Annotated in this window: 10 protein-coding genes, 1 tRNA gene and 2 pseudogenes; 8 read left to right on the top strand and 5 right to left on the bottom strand. The window is 59.0% G+C overall.

Going from position 1 to position 15,296, the window contains the following annotated elements; translation table 11 throughout:
- Positions 1–4 precede the first annotated feature (4 nt).
- The 6 genes and pseudogenes from ACKFRY_RS10790 to ACKFRY_RS10765 all read left to right on the top strand — a co-directional run.
- Positions 5–1,204 (top strand): hypothetical protein, encoded by a 1,200-nt coding sequence (locus ACKFRY_RS10790; RefSeq protein ID WP_408922839.1) that lies wholly within the window; start codon positions 5–7, stop codon positions 1,202–1,204.
- A 368-nt stretch (positions 1,205–1,572) separates the two neighbouring features.
- Positions 1,573–2,193: pseudogene (locus ACKFRY_RS10785) on the top strand (transposase); the annotation flags it as partial.
- Between the two features lie 311 nt (positions 2,194–2,504).
- Positions 2,505–3,734, top strand: a complete 1,230-nt coding sequence (locus ACKFRY_RS10780; protein WP_005324630.1) for an IS110 family transposase — start codon at positions 2,505–2,507, stop codon at positions 3,732–3,734.
- Between the two features lie 156 nt (positions 3,735–3,890).
- On the top strand, positions 3,891–4,382 hold the full coding sequence (locus ACKFRY_RS10775) for a GNAT family N-acetyltransferase (protein WP_408922838.1): 492 nt from the start codon (positions 3,891–3,893) through the stop codon (positions 4,380–4,382).
- 828 nt (positions 4,383–5,210) lie between these two features.
- Positions 5,211–6,455 carry an IS256 family transposase gene (locus tag ACKFRY_RS10770; RefSeq protein ID WP_049377104.1) on the top strand — a complete coding sequence of 415 codons (1,245 nt, stop codon included), beginning with the start codon at positions 5,211–5,213 and terminating at the stop codon, positions 6,453–6,455.
- Between the two features lie 99 nt (positions 6,456–6,554).
- Positions 6,555–7,040: pseudogene (locus ACKFRY_RS10765) on the top strand (integrase core domain-containing protein); the annotation flags it as partial.
- Between the two features lie 50 nt (positions 7,041–7,090).
- Here ACKFRY_RS10765 and ACKFRY_RS10760 read toward each other — a convergent pair.
- The 5 genes from ACKFRY_RS10760 to ACKFRY_RS10740 form a co-directional block, all read right to left on the bottom strand.
- Positions 7,091–7,166, bottom strand: a tRNA-Arg gene (locus tag ACKFRY_RS10760).
- Between the two features lie 70 nt (positions 7,167–7,236).
- Positions 7,237–7,518: a glutaredoxin domain-containing protein gene (locus tag ACKFRY_RS10755; protein WP_200436020.1), complete on the bottom strand. Its 282-nt coding sequence runs from the start codon at positions 7,516–7,518 to the stop codon at positions 7,237–7,239.
- Positions 7,518–8,048 (bottom strand): dihydrofolate reductase, encoded by a 531-nt coding sequence (locus ACKFRY_RS10750; RefSeq protein ID WP_200436019.1) that lies wholly within the window; start codon positions 8,046–8,048, stop codon positions 7,518–7,520. Before ACKFRY_RS10750 ends, ACKFRY_RS10755 begins: the two co-directional genes overlap by 1 nt.
- Positions 8,048–8,893, bottom strand: coding sequence for a thymidylate synthase (locus ACKFRY_RS10745; RefSeq protein ID WP_408922837.1), 846 nt, complete (start codon positions 8,891–8,893; stop codon positions 8,048–8,050). The genes ACKFRY_RS10750 and ACKFRY_RS10745 overlap by 1 nt, the downstream gene beginning before the upstream one ends.
- Positions 8,856–9,614: a 3'(2'),5'-bisphosphate nucleotidase CysQ gene (locus tag ACKFRY_RS10740; RefSeq protein WP_179386215.1), complete on the bottom strand. Its 759-nt coding sequence runs from the start codon at positions 9,612–9,614 to the stop codon at positions 8,856–8,858. The genes ACKFRY_RS10745 and ACKFRY_RS10740 overlap by 38 nt, the downstream gene beginning before the upstream one ends.
- A 35-nt stretch (positions 9,615–9,649) precedes the next feature.
- On the opposite strand from ACKFRY_RS10740, the gene ACKFRY_RS10735 reads away from it, so the two are divergent.
- Both ACKFRY_RS10735 and ACKFRY_RS10730 read left to right on the top strand, forming a co-directional pair.
- On the top strand, positions 9,650–14,449 hold the full coding sequence (locus ACKFRY_RS10735; protein WP_408922836.1) for an ATP-dependent helicase: 4,800 nt from the start codon (positions 9,650–9,652) through the stop codon (positions 14,447–14,449).
- Between the two features lie 18 nt (positions 14,450–14,467).
- Complete coding sequence (locus ACKFRY_RS10730; protein WP_200436015.1) at positions 14,468–15,280, top strand: Fpg/Nei family DNA glycosylase; 813 nt, start codon at positions 14,468–14,470, stop codon at positions 15,278–15,280.
- Positions 15,281–15,296: the final 16 nt, after the last annotated feature.

Below are 15,296 nucleotides of genomic sequence, written 5' to 3'. Positions count from 1 at the left end.
GAGAATGATGAAAAAGAAAATAAGCCGGGATTTGGCGTTGTTCTTTGCCTGTACAATATATTCCTATTTTGCCTTAGCGTTCGTTGATTCATTCTTCCTGAACATCTTTCCCGAAGATAAGTCTCAGGAAATGTTTGAGCGGCATTCGAATCCTCTAGATTTATCGACGCTGATTGGGGTACTAGCTTTGGTGCCAGTTGTACTTCAGATAATTGAAGATAGGGGTAGTAAAAGCGCCCGAATTCTTGCTCATAATTGCAAGATGGCTCTGTTGCGGGCTGCGCCAGTATTTGCAGGAATTTCAGGAGCTTTTGAATTACAGGGCGGGTTTAGGACTTTTTATGGCCTTGAGGGAAGCTTTTCGAGCATAGGGGTAGAGAACCCAGCCCTTTTGTTTACTTCAGAATGGATACCTCATTTTGTAGTCTTAATGATTTTGGTGCTTGTGCCGGCTCTTTGGGAGCATGTGCTGCCGGATAGTAGGGGAGAGCTCGAAATCGAGCTTTCGTCTATTGAGGATAGTATTCGTTCGGCCGAGATTGATAAAGATAACTTTCTAAGTTCGCCAATTATGAGAACGCTGAAGCTAGCCGATGCAGATTGGGAGTCAGTAAAGCGACCAAAAGGTCAAACGTTTAAAGCGTCGGTTAGTGCAATTGTAGGTCTACTGGTATTTTACCTGGGCTTAGCTGTGTTCGATCCTAGTATCCGCGGTGAAGTCGAATCGTCATCGCAACTGAATCGCAGTGTAGTCTGTGAAGGGATCCTAATTATAGTACTTTCCGGTATTTTAATTCATCATATTAGATTACTTAGGATCGGCTGGAGAATTTCTCCCCGAAAATCTCGCGATTTTGATATCTACGTTGCAATTATTTTGTTTCTCTTTTGGCTGTTACTGGTTATCGTTTTAGTAGATTTGGCCTTAATCGCTTTTAATTATCAAGTATTAGAAATTACAAACAAGAAAATAGCTGTAACGTTATTCGTGGGGGGTGTGCTGTCGTTAATAGCCTTGTTCGCGTGGGTGCAGCATTTTCTTTCCTCCAAAAAATCGAATTGCATAGTGGGGATAAAGAGGCAACTTAAAACCCGAGCCGAATCCCGATATTTTGAGATTCTTGATTACATTCAGCGAATGAATCAGCGAAAGGAAGAGTGCGAAAGTAGATTGACCACTTTGAATGAAGGAGAGAGGGATTGAAAAATTCCGACCGTGAGAAGGATTTGGTTGACCGGATAAGGAATTTTAAAACAAATCTGAGAGTTGCATCTTTCTAAAAGGAGTTGAACTCTGGCCAAGGACGATTGTGTCTGTGCATTAATTTTAGTCTGGGCGGATTTTTCGGGACTTTGGCTTTGTAGGGACCTCTCAGTCTTTATGTAAAGGGCTTGGTGATCTGCTTCAATCAGCAGTCCTCATTCTTTTCACACATCTCAGGGGCACGAATTTTGGGTAGATCTGTCTCGTGTATTTGTAGTCAATGTAGGAATACTGCAATAGGGGAGGCTGTTGAGTTACGATGCTCGGGCCTAACGGGTCAGGTTCTACATCAGACACTCTCCGCCAATCTTTCCAATCGTGGGGTCAAAGATGTCTTTATCGTCTGCTGTGACGGGCTTAAAGGCCTGCCTGAAGCAGTCGAGGCAACGTGGCCGAACTCTATGGTGCAAACCTGTATCGTGCACCTGATTCGTGCCGCTAACCGGTGGGTAGCCTATGGGGATCGCCGGGGTGTATCGGCCGCGTTGAAAAAGATTTACACCGCCGCGGATGAACCCACAGCTAAGGCTGCTTTAGACGATTTTGAAGCCTCTGAATTGGGAGAAAAGTATCCACGCTCAGTCAAGGTCTGGCGAGATACTTGGGCGCGTTTCGTACCGTTTCTGCAGTTCCCACCAGCGGCCAGAAAGGTTATCTATACGACGAATTCGATTGAATCATTCAACAATGAACTGCGTAAAGCTACCCGCAACAGGGTGCACTTCACCAACGATGAATCAGCGCTCAAGACGCTGTGGCTGATGATCTGCAATATCGAGGACAAACGAGCTGCCAAGAGGGCGAAGCAGGGCAAACGAGTCTCAGCGACAGCCGGCAGACTCATGGAAGGAGCCCGAGTTTCCGGCTGGAAACAAGCCATCAACCAAATGGCCGTGGCCTACCCCGACCGCTTCGACAAATACCTATAAACCTAGCCCCACACACACAAACAACTTGACGCTGATAATGGGAATACAGGATCGGAACCACGTGGAATGACCCACTTCTTGACTGGCCATGATCTCCTCATGTGCCTTCAGCGTGATCTGTCTTCCATGTTAGTTCCGACCCTGTACCGCAATCTGGTGAATCCGCCCATGACCTTATAGGAGCGTGACGTCTCCACCGTGACCACCCCGGCAGGTGTCTAGTGTAGTCGTCCCATCAGCGTCTTGTCTGCCCGGAAACCCCGGATCGCGGGTCACCCGCACGTTTGCTCACAGACAGGACCTGATCCCCAATGTCTACCACTTTCGACTGCCCCACCGGCCCCGTTGCCGGAATCGACACCCACACCGATACCCACACTGTTGCCGTTATTTCGGACACCGGCCGGCACATCGCCACCGACACCTTCCCCGCCACCAACCCTGGCTACGTGGCGATTTCAGAGTTCATGGCAACCTACGGTGTCACCACCGTCGGTGTGGAAGGAACCAGCTCCTATGGAGCAGGCCTGACACGCCACCTTCGCACCCAGAAATACTCAGTCGTAGAAGTCTTACGCCCTACCCGGGCCGTCCGACGCCGGGACGGCAAATCAGACCCCGTTGATGCTGTCGCTGCCGCCCGCCAGGTGCTCACCGGGGAAGCCTTAAGCATCCCGAAAGACACTTCCGGGCCAGTGGAATCCCTCCGTGGGTTGCAGATCACCCGCCGTCAGCTCGTGATGACAGCAGCGAAACTGATGACAACGATCAAATCGTTGCTGGTCACAGCACCCGATGAGATTCGACGCCGCTATAGTGCGATGTCCACATTGGTCATGGTGGAGGCCTTGTCCCGGTGCCGACCATCAGCTGACCTGGCCGACCCCAGAAATGGGGTGCTCCTCGCGTTGAAGACATTAGCCACCACCTATCGTGATTTACAGAAACAGGGTACGCAGCTGGAAAAACACATCAGTATCCTGGTTGAGATGATCAATCCGCATGTGACCTCGATATTTGGGTGTGGTTCCGTGGTGGCTGCTGATCTGATTGTCAGTGTGGGGGATAATCCAGGCCGGATTCACTCCGAGGCAGCATTAGCTCATCTGTGCGGGGCCGCACCGATTCCGGCTAGTTCTGGACGGACTCATCGGCACCGTCTCAACCGGGGTGGTGATCGTCGGGCGAATTCTGCGTTGCATCGGATCGCGTTGGTGCGGATGCATCATGACCAACGCACCAGGGACTACGTAGCCAAACGCACCAAGGAAGGATTGTCGAAAAAGGAGATCTTACGGTGTCTGAAACGCGCCATTGTCAGGGAGGTCTACCGGGTGTTGTGCTTGGGTCAGGCCGTTCTTCCAACGGGCCAGGTAGAGGTTGATGAACTCAAAGCTCGACGGATCGAGAGGCAGTTATCGCAAGCCCAGGTTGCTGAAAAACTCGGGTGTGCCCCGGCGAGAATCAGTGATATCGAAACCGGCAAGCGCCCTTTGCCGGAGTTGAGGTTGGCTTATGAAGAACTTCTCAAATCAGCTTGACACAACATAGGAGCATCACGCTCGTGAGTCGGGACATATTTGACGCACTCCCGGGCCGCAGAAAACACAAACAGGCCTAGCGTAGTCTCGAAGCGGTATTTCAATGACCAAAGCGAGCAGCTGCAGCACAAGACGAAGACTCAGAATGGAGAACTAATGGTCGCCCTTCGCCCTGAAACCTGTGACGATATAGAGTCCATCCACCGAGTGATTGAAGTGGCCTTTCGCCCAGTCGAGCATTCGGATCATACGGAGCAAGATGTTGTCGCTAGACTGCGCGATGATAACGCGCTGACCGTGTCCCTAGTAGCGGAGAAGAATAAGCAAGTCGTGGGCCATATCGCAGCGTCCCCAGCTACGTTTGGTTCCACGGAAGGGTGGTTCGGTCTTGGTCCCGTATCAGTCCTGCCGGACCAGCAGGGAATTGGCATCGGCAGTGAGCTCGTGAAAGCCGCTTTAGACCAGTTAAAGAAGGCTGGTGCTGCCGGCGCAGTTGTTTTAGGGGATCCGGAGTATTACTGCCGCTTCGGCTTCAAGCAAGTACCAGGAGTGCATTTTCCTGGCGCGCCGGCGGAGTATTTTACTGTCCTGCCGTTTGGGCAAGAGACCCCCGAGGGGGCTGTTCGCTATAATCACGCGTTTGGCTAGCGTGAAAAATTTGCGCGCAGAATGTCTTGATGCGCCAAGAAGATGATGCTTCAGGGCGGCAGATGGTGCCCCAGAGTGTGTCTGAGTTCATGACATATTTGACAGTCTGTGCCTGAGGGATTCGTCGTGATGCTTGACAGATCAGCCGCGACATATTTGACGCTTAGGGATACCTTACCGTGTCGGGTGATGTTTGACTGGTGAGTCGGGGCATGTTTGACACTATGAATAGTCCCAACCGCACTAGGGTCATCGTCAAAGCTGTACGCCATCAATACTGCAGCCCGGTGGCGTCGACACAAAGTGTGGCCACTTAGGACCTAAGGCCCTTTCTAAAATCCGAGAGAGAAGTTCCCCGACTGTTGGGCGTAAGTGTTCTTTACAGCGTCTTGATACTGCTGCTTGGAACAATGGCCCCTTGCACTGTCCGTCCGATCGAAGAAACCGACACCCCAGAACAAAAAGCAACTGAGATGCCGGTTTGTCAACGACGTCGCGACTCATCTGTCAAACATGTCGCGACTCATGACACGGTGCCCCAGAGTGTGTCTGGTTCGGAGACATCGTTCCGCATGTCTTATGAGATAGTTCCGGTCTAACCAGCACTAATGTCTCATTACATCGATCCGGTAGAAAACTCTGAAGTTAAATTTGCCCGGCCGCGACAAAAAGTGATGTCTCGAGACATCGATCCTCCATGCTGGTTGCGTCCCCTAACGTGGTGTATCTGTAGCCCGCGGTAAGTCTTGTGCCGGTGTGCATGAAGGCGACCATCGCGGGTACCTTTCGAATCAACTCTTACCTATCCTCGAAAGGAAGTACCCTGCGATGGCCGCTGACCCTCATCATATCGATCCGACCGCGTATCTCGAAGAGCTACTGACTCAAGCGTCCCCAGATTTGATGCGCCAAATGCTCACTGACTTCATCAACCAGATTCTTTCCGCCCAAGCAGACACCGTCTGCGGGGCTGATTACGCCACCGTGTCAGCCGAGCGCACCAACACACGTAATGGCTACCGTCATCGCCAACTTGATACCCGAGTCGGCAGCATTGATGTGGCAATCCCGAAGCTACGCACCGGCGCATTTTTCCCTGACTGGCTGCTAGAGCGCCGCAGCCGCACCGAGCGTGCCCTGACCACAGTCATCGCCACCTGTTACCTGAAAGGAGTCTCCACTCGCAGGATGAACGACTTGGTGGCCACCCTTGGGATCAACAACTTGTCGAAGTCTCAGGTCAGCCAGATGGCCAAAGAACTCGATGACATGGTCGATGACTTCCGCACCCGCCGGCTTGACCAAGGCCCCTACCACTTTGTCTCCTGCGACGCGCTGACAATGAAGGTGCGGGAAGGAGGACGTGTCGTAAAGACCAGCGTGTTGCTGGCCACAGGTGTCAACGCTGACGGCTACCGAGAGCTTTTGGGCATGCAGGTTGCCACCGCGGAATCTACCGCGTCGTGGACCGGGTTCTTTCGGGACCTCATCGCCCGTGGCCTGACCGGGGTATTCCTCGTTACTAGTGATGCCCATCTTGGTATTCAAGCAGCCGTGGGTGACTGCCTGCCGCAGGCTAGTTGGCAGCGGTGTCGAACGCACTTCGCGAAGAACCTCTCGGCCCAGGTTCCCAAAACCCAATGGCCGACTCTGTCAGCGATGTTTCACACAATCTTTCAGCAACCCGATGCCGCTAGTGTGTGGGCCCAAGCTCGTGAGGTTATTGAATTCTGCCAGCAGAAATTTCCTCACGTTGCCACCTACCTCGAGGAGTGTCTCGACGAGCTGTTGGCGTTTACCGCTGCGCCGAGAGCGGTGTGGACCAAAATCTGGTCGAATAACCCCACTGAACGGCTCAATAGGGAGATCCGCCGGCGTACCGATGTCGTAGGAATCTTCCCAAACCGAGACGCTGTTGTGCGCCTTGTTGGGGCGGTTTTGGCCGAACAGCACGATGACTGGATCCAACAGAAGCGTTATATGTCACTGACCAGCCTGGCACAGACCAAAGAGATCATCGCCGCTGGGGTCATCGACGAGGACCGCGACAACAACCAGGAGATCGCCGCGTGAATACCCTCACCCCTTATCCCCGAGATGGCCCCTAAACCACCGCCATGAAACTAACTCCAGATTCGAAAAACAGATACACCACTACCCAGGACTTGACCCGGTAAACCCTACCACCCCCAGACACAAGGAAAAGTTGAACGCTTCCACTACACCCTTAAACTAGCCCTAGCAAGCAAAATACCAGCTCAAAGTCTCGATGAACTCAACTCTCAGCTAAAAGAAATCATCGAATACTACAACCACAAACGCCCCCATAGAGCCCTAAACAGAACCACCCCCGCAGAAGCCTACACAGCACTGCCCAAAGCTCTCCCAGCAGACATCAAACCAGACCACGACTACCGCCTACGCACTGACAAAGTAGGCACCAACGGCAAGACAACCCTGCGATGGGGTGGCAAACTACGCCGCCTCTACATCGGGCGCCGATGGGGCGGCGAACCAATCACCATGGTCTGCATCGACAACCGCGTAAGCATCAAAATAACCACCACTGGGGCACAAATCGCCGCCTACACACTCACCGAAGAAAAGATCTATTACAACAAGAAAGACAACGAACTTGACCCCCAACAGGGCAACTGAAAACGAAAAATCTCGAGGCATCGACCGGAACGATGTCTCGAGACTTCACATGGTGCCCCAGAGTGGATTCGAACCACCGACACCGGCTTTAGGAGAGCCGTGCTCTATCCCCTGAGCTACTGGGGCGGGGTTGCGTGTGCAACTTGGCTAATCATAGCAGTGGGGCAGGAGCGCCCCGAAATGGCTGGGGCGTGGGTTAGCTTTCGGCCAATTCCTTCTGTTTATTGCGCACGGAGGAGGCTGGCGGGTTGGTCTCGTGGGTGCCGTCGGAGTAGAGGACGGTGGGGATGATGCGGTTGCCGTCGTTGACGGATTCAATCCAGGCGTTGATGTCGTCGGTGTTGTCGCCCTCGACGTCGACAAGCGCGTACGGGGTTTCGGTGCGGTCCAGGTTCTTGATGAGCTTGGCGCAGAAAGGGCACCAGTCCGCGTAGAAAATGGTGACGTCAGCGGTGGTTTCGGGGGTTTGTACAGTCATTAGGCTGCATCCTTTCGGTCGTAGGTTAAAAAGCGGTACTTGATGGGGAGATCGCTGGCCTCTTTATCTGGCAGGGCCAGGTGGCCCTTGGCGGAGGTGAGCCAGTCGGTGCTGTGGGCCAGGCCGAATTCCTCGGGGATGTCGGGGGCGTAGATGGACTTTTCGCCGTAGGTGCTACCGATATTAACGCCCATGAGGGTGACCTCAATGCGGTCCACTTGGTCCAAGGTGGCGGTGTAGATTTGGCCGCCGCCGATAACCCAGGCGTCGGAAAGCGAGGGCATTTCGGTGAGGACTTGGGCGCCGGCAGACCACTGGCCGGGGGTGCGGGAGGAAAGTACGTAGTTCTCGCGTCCGGGAAGCGGGCGGAACTTGGGGTTGAGGGACTCCCAGGTTTTCCGGCCCATAATGACCGGCGCGCCCATGGTCACGTCCTTAAAGTGCTTGAGATCCTCCGGAACGTGCCAGGGCATTTGTTCGCCATCGCCAATGATTCCATCGAGGGACTGTGCCCAGATTGCGCCCAACATTAGACGGACACCTGCGCCTTGATGGTGGGGTGGGGGTCGTAGCCCTCAATCTCAAAATCGGCGAAGTCATAAGAGAACATGTCTTCCGCCTTGTGCAGGTTGAGCTGCGGGTACGGGCGGGGTTCGCGGGAAAGCTGCTCTTTGACCTGCTCCACGTGGTCGTTATAAATATGGCAATCGCCGCCGGTCCAGATGAGCTCGCCCACCTTGAGGCCGGCCTGCTGGGCAAACATGTGGGTCAGCGCCGCGTAAGAGGCGATATTGAAGGGAACACCTAGGAACATATCGGCCGAGCGCTGGTAGACCTGCATGGACAAGGTGCCATCGGCCACGTAGAGCTGGAAGAGCAAGTGGCAGGGCATCAGCGCCATCTTGTCCAGCTCCGCGACGTTCCATGCGGAGACCAAGTTGCGGCGCGAGTCCGGATTATTCTTCAGAGTATCGAGCGCCTGCTGGATCTGGTCAATGTGCTGGCCATCCGGGGTGGGCCAGGAGCGCCACTGCACGCCGTAGACCGGGCCTAGCTCGCCGTTCTCATCCGCCCACTCATTCCAGATGCGGACCTTATTGTCCTGCAGGAACTTGATATTGGACTCGCCCTTGAGGAACCACAAAAGCTCGCCCAAAACCGCATGGAAGTAGACCTTCTTGGTGGTTAGCAGCGGGAAGGACTCGGCCAGGTTATAGCGCAGCTGCGCACCAAAGATGGAGCGCGTGCCGGTGCCGGTGCGATCGCCTTTGGGCGTGCCGGTCTCTAGGACCTTCTTCAGCAGATCCTCGTACGGGGTCTCAATCATGCGCACTAGTTTAGAATCCGCCGTGCTCTGCGGCAAAGGCCTGGGCATGCTCCAAGATTTCGTCTTTGAGCTCGGGGCGGCAGATGAGGATATCCGGGATGAAGGTGTCTTCATTATTGAAGCGGATTTCGGATCCGTCGAGGCGGCAGCAGTGCAGGCCGGCCGCCTGGGCGACGCCCACCGGAGCGGCCTGATCCCACTCGTACTGGCCACCGGCGTGGATATAACCGTCATAATCGCCCAGCAGCACGTGCATGGCCTTGGCGCCCGCGGAGCCGACGCCCACGACTTCATAGCCCATTTTCTCCGCAATATAGTCGGCCACCTTGGGTGGGCGGTTGCGGGAGACAACGAACTTCTTAGACAGTGGGCCGGTGACCGCCCTGACATCCGAGGACTTGAAGGTAACGCCGAGATCCGGCAGACCCACAGCCGCGTGGATAGGGATGCCGTTCTCTACCAGGGCGATGTGCACGGCCCAGTCCTGGCGGCCGGTGGCAAATTCTTTGGTGCCGTCGAGCGGATCCACGATCCACACGCGGTCCTTCTTCAAACGGGCCAGGTCATCGGAGGCTTCCTCAGAGAGCATGCCGTCCTGGGGACGGTGCTGCTCGAGGACGCGGGCGATCCATTCTTGGGCGGCTTCATCGCCGGCGTCGCCAAGCGAAAGGCCCCGTAGCAGGCCCCCGTTGCGCACGCCTTTCAGGATCTCACCGCAGCCCTGGGCGAGGGAATTGGTCAGGCGGGAATCAGAAATCTCGACGGTCATGGTGCCCACATTACAACGCGGACTAGAGTGTGGGCATGCCAGAAAACATCCTCGACCGCTTCCGCCCCCAAGTAGCGCAGTGGTTTCAGGATGTATTTGCTGCCCCCACCGCCGTGCAGGCGCAGGCCTGGGAGAAGATTTCCCGCGGTGAGCATGCCCTTGTGGTGGCTCCTACCGGCTCCGGTAAGACGCTCGCTGCGTTCTTGTGGGCGCTGAATAATTTGGTCGAGCGCGAGGGCCAGCTGGCGCTGCCGGTGGGCTCTGGGACAACTGGTTCCGCCGCCGGGGTGAAGGTGCTGTATATCTCGCCGCTCAAGGCGCTGGGCGTGGACGTGGAAAATAACCTGCGCGCCCCGCTGACCGGCATCGCACGCACCGCGGAAAACCTAGGGCTAGACGTGCCGGATATTTCGGTAGGCGTGCGCTCGGGCGATACGCCGTCTGCCGAGCGCGCACGGCAGGTGCGCAAGCCGCCGGATATCTTGATCACCACCCCGGAGTCGGCCTATTTGATGCTGACCTCCAAGGCGGCAGGGATTTTGAAGACGGTGGATACCGTCATCATCGATGAGATCCATGCCTTGGCCGGTACAAAGCGCGGCGTGCACCTAGCGCTGACCTTGGAGCGCCTGCAGCAGGTGGCAGGAGACTTCCAGCGCATCGGCCTTTCCGCCACCGTGCGGCCGTTGTCTGCCGTATCGAATTTCTTGGGTGGCAACCGGCCGGTGGAAATTTTGGCGCCGGCCGCGGAGAAGAAGTGGCAGCTGGACGTGCACGTGCCCGTGGAGGATATGTCCGATCTGCCCACACCGGAGCAAGGCTCCACCATTGGGGAGATGACGGTGGATGATGCGATTGGCATCAGCTCTCCTTCCATGGATGAGTCCGCGCTGCCCACGGCCAAGTCCATCTGGCCGTTTATTGAGGATGACCTCTATACGGAAATCATGGCTCATCGCTCCACGCTGGTATTTGTCAACTCTCGGCGCACGGCCGAGCGGCTGACCAGCCGGCTCAATGAGCTCTATGCGGCCGAGCACGATCCGGAATCGCTCTCGCCGGCGACTCGGCGCGACCCGGCCCAGCTGATGAAGCAGATCGACGTTGCCGGCAAGGCCCCGGCAGTCATCGCCCGCGCCCACCATGGCTCGGTGTCCAAGGACGAGCGCGCGATGACCGAGACCATGCTGAAGGAGGGTACGCTCAAGGCCGTGGTGGCCACGAGCTCGCTGGAGCTGGGCATCGATATGGGTGCCGTGGAGCTGGTGGTGCAGGTGGAATCGCCGCCCTCCGTGGCTTCGGGCCTGCAGCGCGTGGGCCGCGCCGGGCACTTTGTGGGCGCGGTGTCGCACGGCTCCTTTTATCCCAAGCATCGCGCGGATCTGGTGCAGTCCACGCTGACGGTAGCGCGCATGCGCGCCGGGCTCATTGAGGAAATGCATACCCCGCGCAACCCGTTGGACGTGCTGGCGCAGCAGACGGTGGCGGCCGTGGCCGCGGCCGGCGAGGACGGGCTCGATGCCGATGAGTGGTACGAGATGGTCCGCCGGGCCTGGCCCTACCGCGATCTGGCGCGCGAGGTCTACGACTCCGTACTGGACTTGGTAAGCGGTGTGTATCCGTCCACGGACTTTGCCGAACTCAAGCCCCGCGTGGTCTATGACCGTGTGACGGGAGTGATGACCGCGCGGCCTGGCGCCCAGCGCGTGGCCGTGACCAGTGGAGGCACGATTCCGGATAGGGGAATGTTTGGGGTATTCCTCTATACCGGTTCGGGCGAGGGCTCCGGTGGTGCTCCGCGCCGGGTGGGCGAGCTGGATGAAGAGATGGTCTACGAGTCCCGGGTGGGCGATGTTTTCACCCTGGGCGCGACCAGTTGGCGCATCGAGGACATCACGCGCGACCAGGTACTGGTCACTCCCGCCCCGGGGCATACCGGCCGCCTGCCATTTTGGAATGGCGATGGCGCAGGTCGCCCCTATGAGCTGGGCAAGGCACTGGGCGAGTACCGCCGCGAGGTCTTTAGCTCGCCGGAAGTTATCGCGGATGCCGATGATAATGCGCGCTCCAATATCGTGGCCTACCTGCAGGAGCAAAACGAGGCCACCGGTGTTATTCCGGATGAAAAGACATTGGTGCTCGAGCGCTTCCGCGATGAGCTGGGGGACTGGCGCGTGGTGTTGCATACCCCGTTTGGCCGGCCGGTGAACTCCGCGTGGGCGCTTGCGGTAGGCGCCCGGGTGGGCGAGCGCACCGGCATGGACCCGCAGGCGGTGGCCGGCGATGACGGCATCGTGCTGCGCCTGCCGGAGGCAGAATCCGAGCCCGATGGGTCCATCTTCGCCTTCGATGCCGATGAGATCGCCGATATCGTGGCCGAGCAAGTGGGCAATTCCGCGCTCTTTGCCTCCCGCTTCCGCGAGTGCGCCGCCCGCGCGCTGCTTTTGCCCAGGCGCAATCCCGGCAAGCGCGCGCCGTTGTGGCAGCAGCGCCAGCGCGCCGAGCAGCTTTTGGACGTCGCCCGCAAGTATCCGTCCTTCCCCATCATCTTGGAGACGGTGCGCGAGTGTGTCCAGGACGTCTACGATGTGCCGGCGCTTACGGAGGTCATGCGGGAGCTGGGCCATCGCCGCATCCGCATCGCGGAGGTCACCACCGAGCAACCTTCGCCCTTTGCCTCGTCGCTGCTCTTTAACTACACCGGCGCGTTTATGTACGAGGGCGATTCCCCGTTAGCAGAAAAGCGCGCGGCCGCTCTGGCCCTCGACCCAGCGCTTCTAGCCAAGCTGCTCGGCACGGTAGAGCTGCGCGAGCTGCTCGATCCAGAGATCATCGCCGAGGTCCATGCCCAGCTGCAGCGCACCGATCCCTCGCGCCGGGCCCGCACCACCGAGGAGGTTGCGGACCTGCTGCGCGTGCTGGGACCGATTCCCGTCGACGAGCTGGGCGAGCACACCGACGTCCCGTTATCCGCCCTGGACCAGCTGGGCACCCGGATTATGCGCGTGCGCATTGGCGGGCGCGAGCACCTAGCCCAGGCTCAGGACGCACCCCTGCTTCGCGACGCCCTGGGTATCCCCATTCCTCCCGGCATCCCCGCCCAAGTGGCCACCATTTCCGATGCCCTGCCGCAGCTGGTCTCGCGGTGGGCGCGCACCCGCGGACCGTTTGTGCTGCGCGATCTCACCGAGGCCTTCGGCATATCTGTTTCCGCCGCGCATACCGTCCTCGGCGCGCTCGATGGGGTAGTAGAAGGCCGCTACCGACAGGGAGTGGAGGAGCAGGAGTACTGCGCCGCCGCGGTGCTGAAGACCATTCGCTCGCGCTCGCTCGCCGCCGCGCGGGCTGCTACCGAGCCGGTCTCGGGCGCTACCTTCGCCCGTTTCTTGCCGGAGTGGCATAGCATCGCACCAGCCGGAAAGCGCCCGGCCCTGCGCGGTACCGATGGCGTCTTTTCCGTCATCGAGCAGCTCGCCGGGGTGCGCCTGCCCGCCTCCGCGTGGGAATCGCTCATCCTGCCCGCCCGGGTGGGCGATTATTCACCCACCATGCTCGATGAGCTCACCTCCAATGGCGAGGTGCTCATTGTGGGTGCTGGCAAGGCCGGCGCGGCCGACCCCTGGATCATGCTGTTGCCCTCAGACTATGCTGCTCAACTCGCCCCGGAAACGGATGCCGAGGGGGTCAGCATGGTGCAGCGCTCCATCCTCGATGTCCTAGGCCGTGGCGGTGGCTTCCTCTTTGCCGATATTGCCGCCGAGGCCCCCGGTACCACCGAGGAAACCCGCGAGGCCCTCTGGGGGTTAGTGGAGATGGGCCTGGTGAGTCCCGATTCTTTCGCGCCTATTCGCACCCGACTGTCTTCCGGCGGCTCGCGCTCGGGCCGCACCGCGCATCGCTCGAAGCGGCGGCCCACCCGCTCTCGCCTGCGCATGGGGCGCACCTCCTTCGCACAGGCGCAGAACGCCGCTGGCGCGGGGACCCCGCCCGATGTCATGGGCCGGTGGTCCCTTGCTGTGTCTGCCGCCACCGATGCCACCTCCCGGTCTGTTGCCCACGGCGAAGCTTGGCTCGACCGCTACGGCGTGCTCACCCGTGGCTCTGTCGTGGCCGAGGATGTGCTCGGCGGTTTCGCGCTGGCCTATAAGGTGCTCTCCGGCTTCGAGGAATCCGGCAAGGCCATGCGCGGCTACGTCATCGATGGGCTCGGCGCCGCGCAATTCTCCACGCCCGCCATCATCGACCGCCTGCGTGGGCTGGCCGATTCCCCGGATGTGACCGGCTGGCCCTCTGGCACCACCGAGCCCGAGACCTTCGTCCTCGCAGCCTGCGACCCGGCCAACCCATACGGCGCGGCCCTGCCCTGGCCGCAGCGCGATGATGCCGACGGCAAAGCCACCGGCGGGCCCACCCGTTCGGCCGGTGCGCTGGTAGTGCTTATCGACGGCCTGCCCATCGCCCACCTCACCCGCGGCGGCAAAACTCTCACCACCTTCCTCGAATCGCTGCCCGATGGCATCGACCCCGCCGAGGTATATCCCCGCTTGGTTTCCGCGCTCACAGACATGGTGGCGGGGGGAGTGTTGTCCCCGTTGGTCGTCGAAAAGTGCAATGGCAGCCCCATCCATAAAACCGATGCGGCGGCCCATCTGCGCGAAGCCGGCGCCGGGATTACGCCTAAGGGCGTGCGCATCTCTGCTCGCGCAGCCGCCCCGCGCGCCCCACGCGCAGGCCGCCGGGCCAGCGAGGCCATCGAAGAGCTCAGCTTTGATGATCCGCCGCCCGCTTCGCGCAATAATGGTGGTTTCCGCCCGCGCGGCGGGTACCGTCGCTAAAGATCTACAGGAGGTGTTATGCCCGAAGGCGATTCCGTCCTGCAACTATCCAACCGCCTGCAGTTCATGGCCGGCCGCGAAGTCACCGGCTGCTCCGTGCGCGTGCCGCGCTATGCCACCGTGCACCTAGAAGGCATGGTGTGCGAGCGCGTCTGGCCCTACGGCAAGCACCTATTCATGCAATTCGACCAGACCATCGTGCACACCCACCTCAAGATGGAGGGCACTTGGGCCATCCACTACGCAGGCGATCGCTGGCGCAAGCCTGGGCATACCGCCCGCATCGTGCTGCAGCTGGCCAACACCCCGCGCGATATAGAGATCGTCGGCCACCAGCTGGGCTTCGTGGACATCTATCCCGCCGACCACTACCATCAGCGCATCGCGCACCTCGGTCCGGATATTCTCGACCCCGACTGGGACCGCGAGGAGGCCCTGCGCCGCCTGAACTCCTGGCCGCAGCGCGCCATTGGTGCGGCGCTGCTCGATCAGAAAGTCGTCGCCGGGATCGGCAATGAATACCGCGCCGAGGCGTGTTTCTTGGCCGGCGTGCATCCCGCCACGCCAGTAGCCGAGGTCGATACCGCCCGCATCCTCGATATCTCTCGGCGCATCATGTGGGCCAACCGCACCTCCCCGGTGCGCGTAACCACCGGCGTGCGCCGCGCCGGGGAGACCACCTATGTCTTCGGCCGCAACCGCAAGCGCTGCCGCCGCTGCGGCACGTTCATCACCAAGGGCGCGCTCGGCGGTGTGGACCAGGGCGGCGACGAAGGTGAACTCGAGCGCATCATCTGGTGGTGCCCGCACTGCCAGCCGCTTCATTCCTAGGTTTAGGCCGCTAGGG

The organism is Corynebacterium tuberculostearicum (genome assembly GCF_046097255.1).
Taxonomy (GTDB): Bacteria; Actinomycetota; Actinomycetes; order Mycobacteriales; family Mycobacteriaceae; genus Corynebacterium; species Corynebacterium tuberculostearicum_J.
Note: the sequence above shows the minus strand (reverse complement) of the source record. Positions and strands in the feature narration are given on the sequence as shown.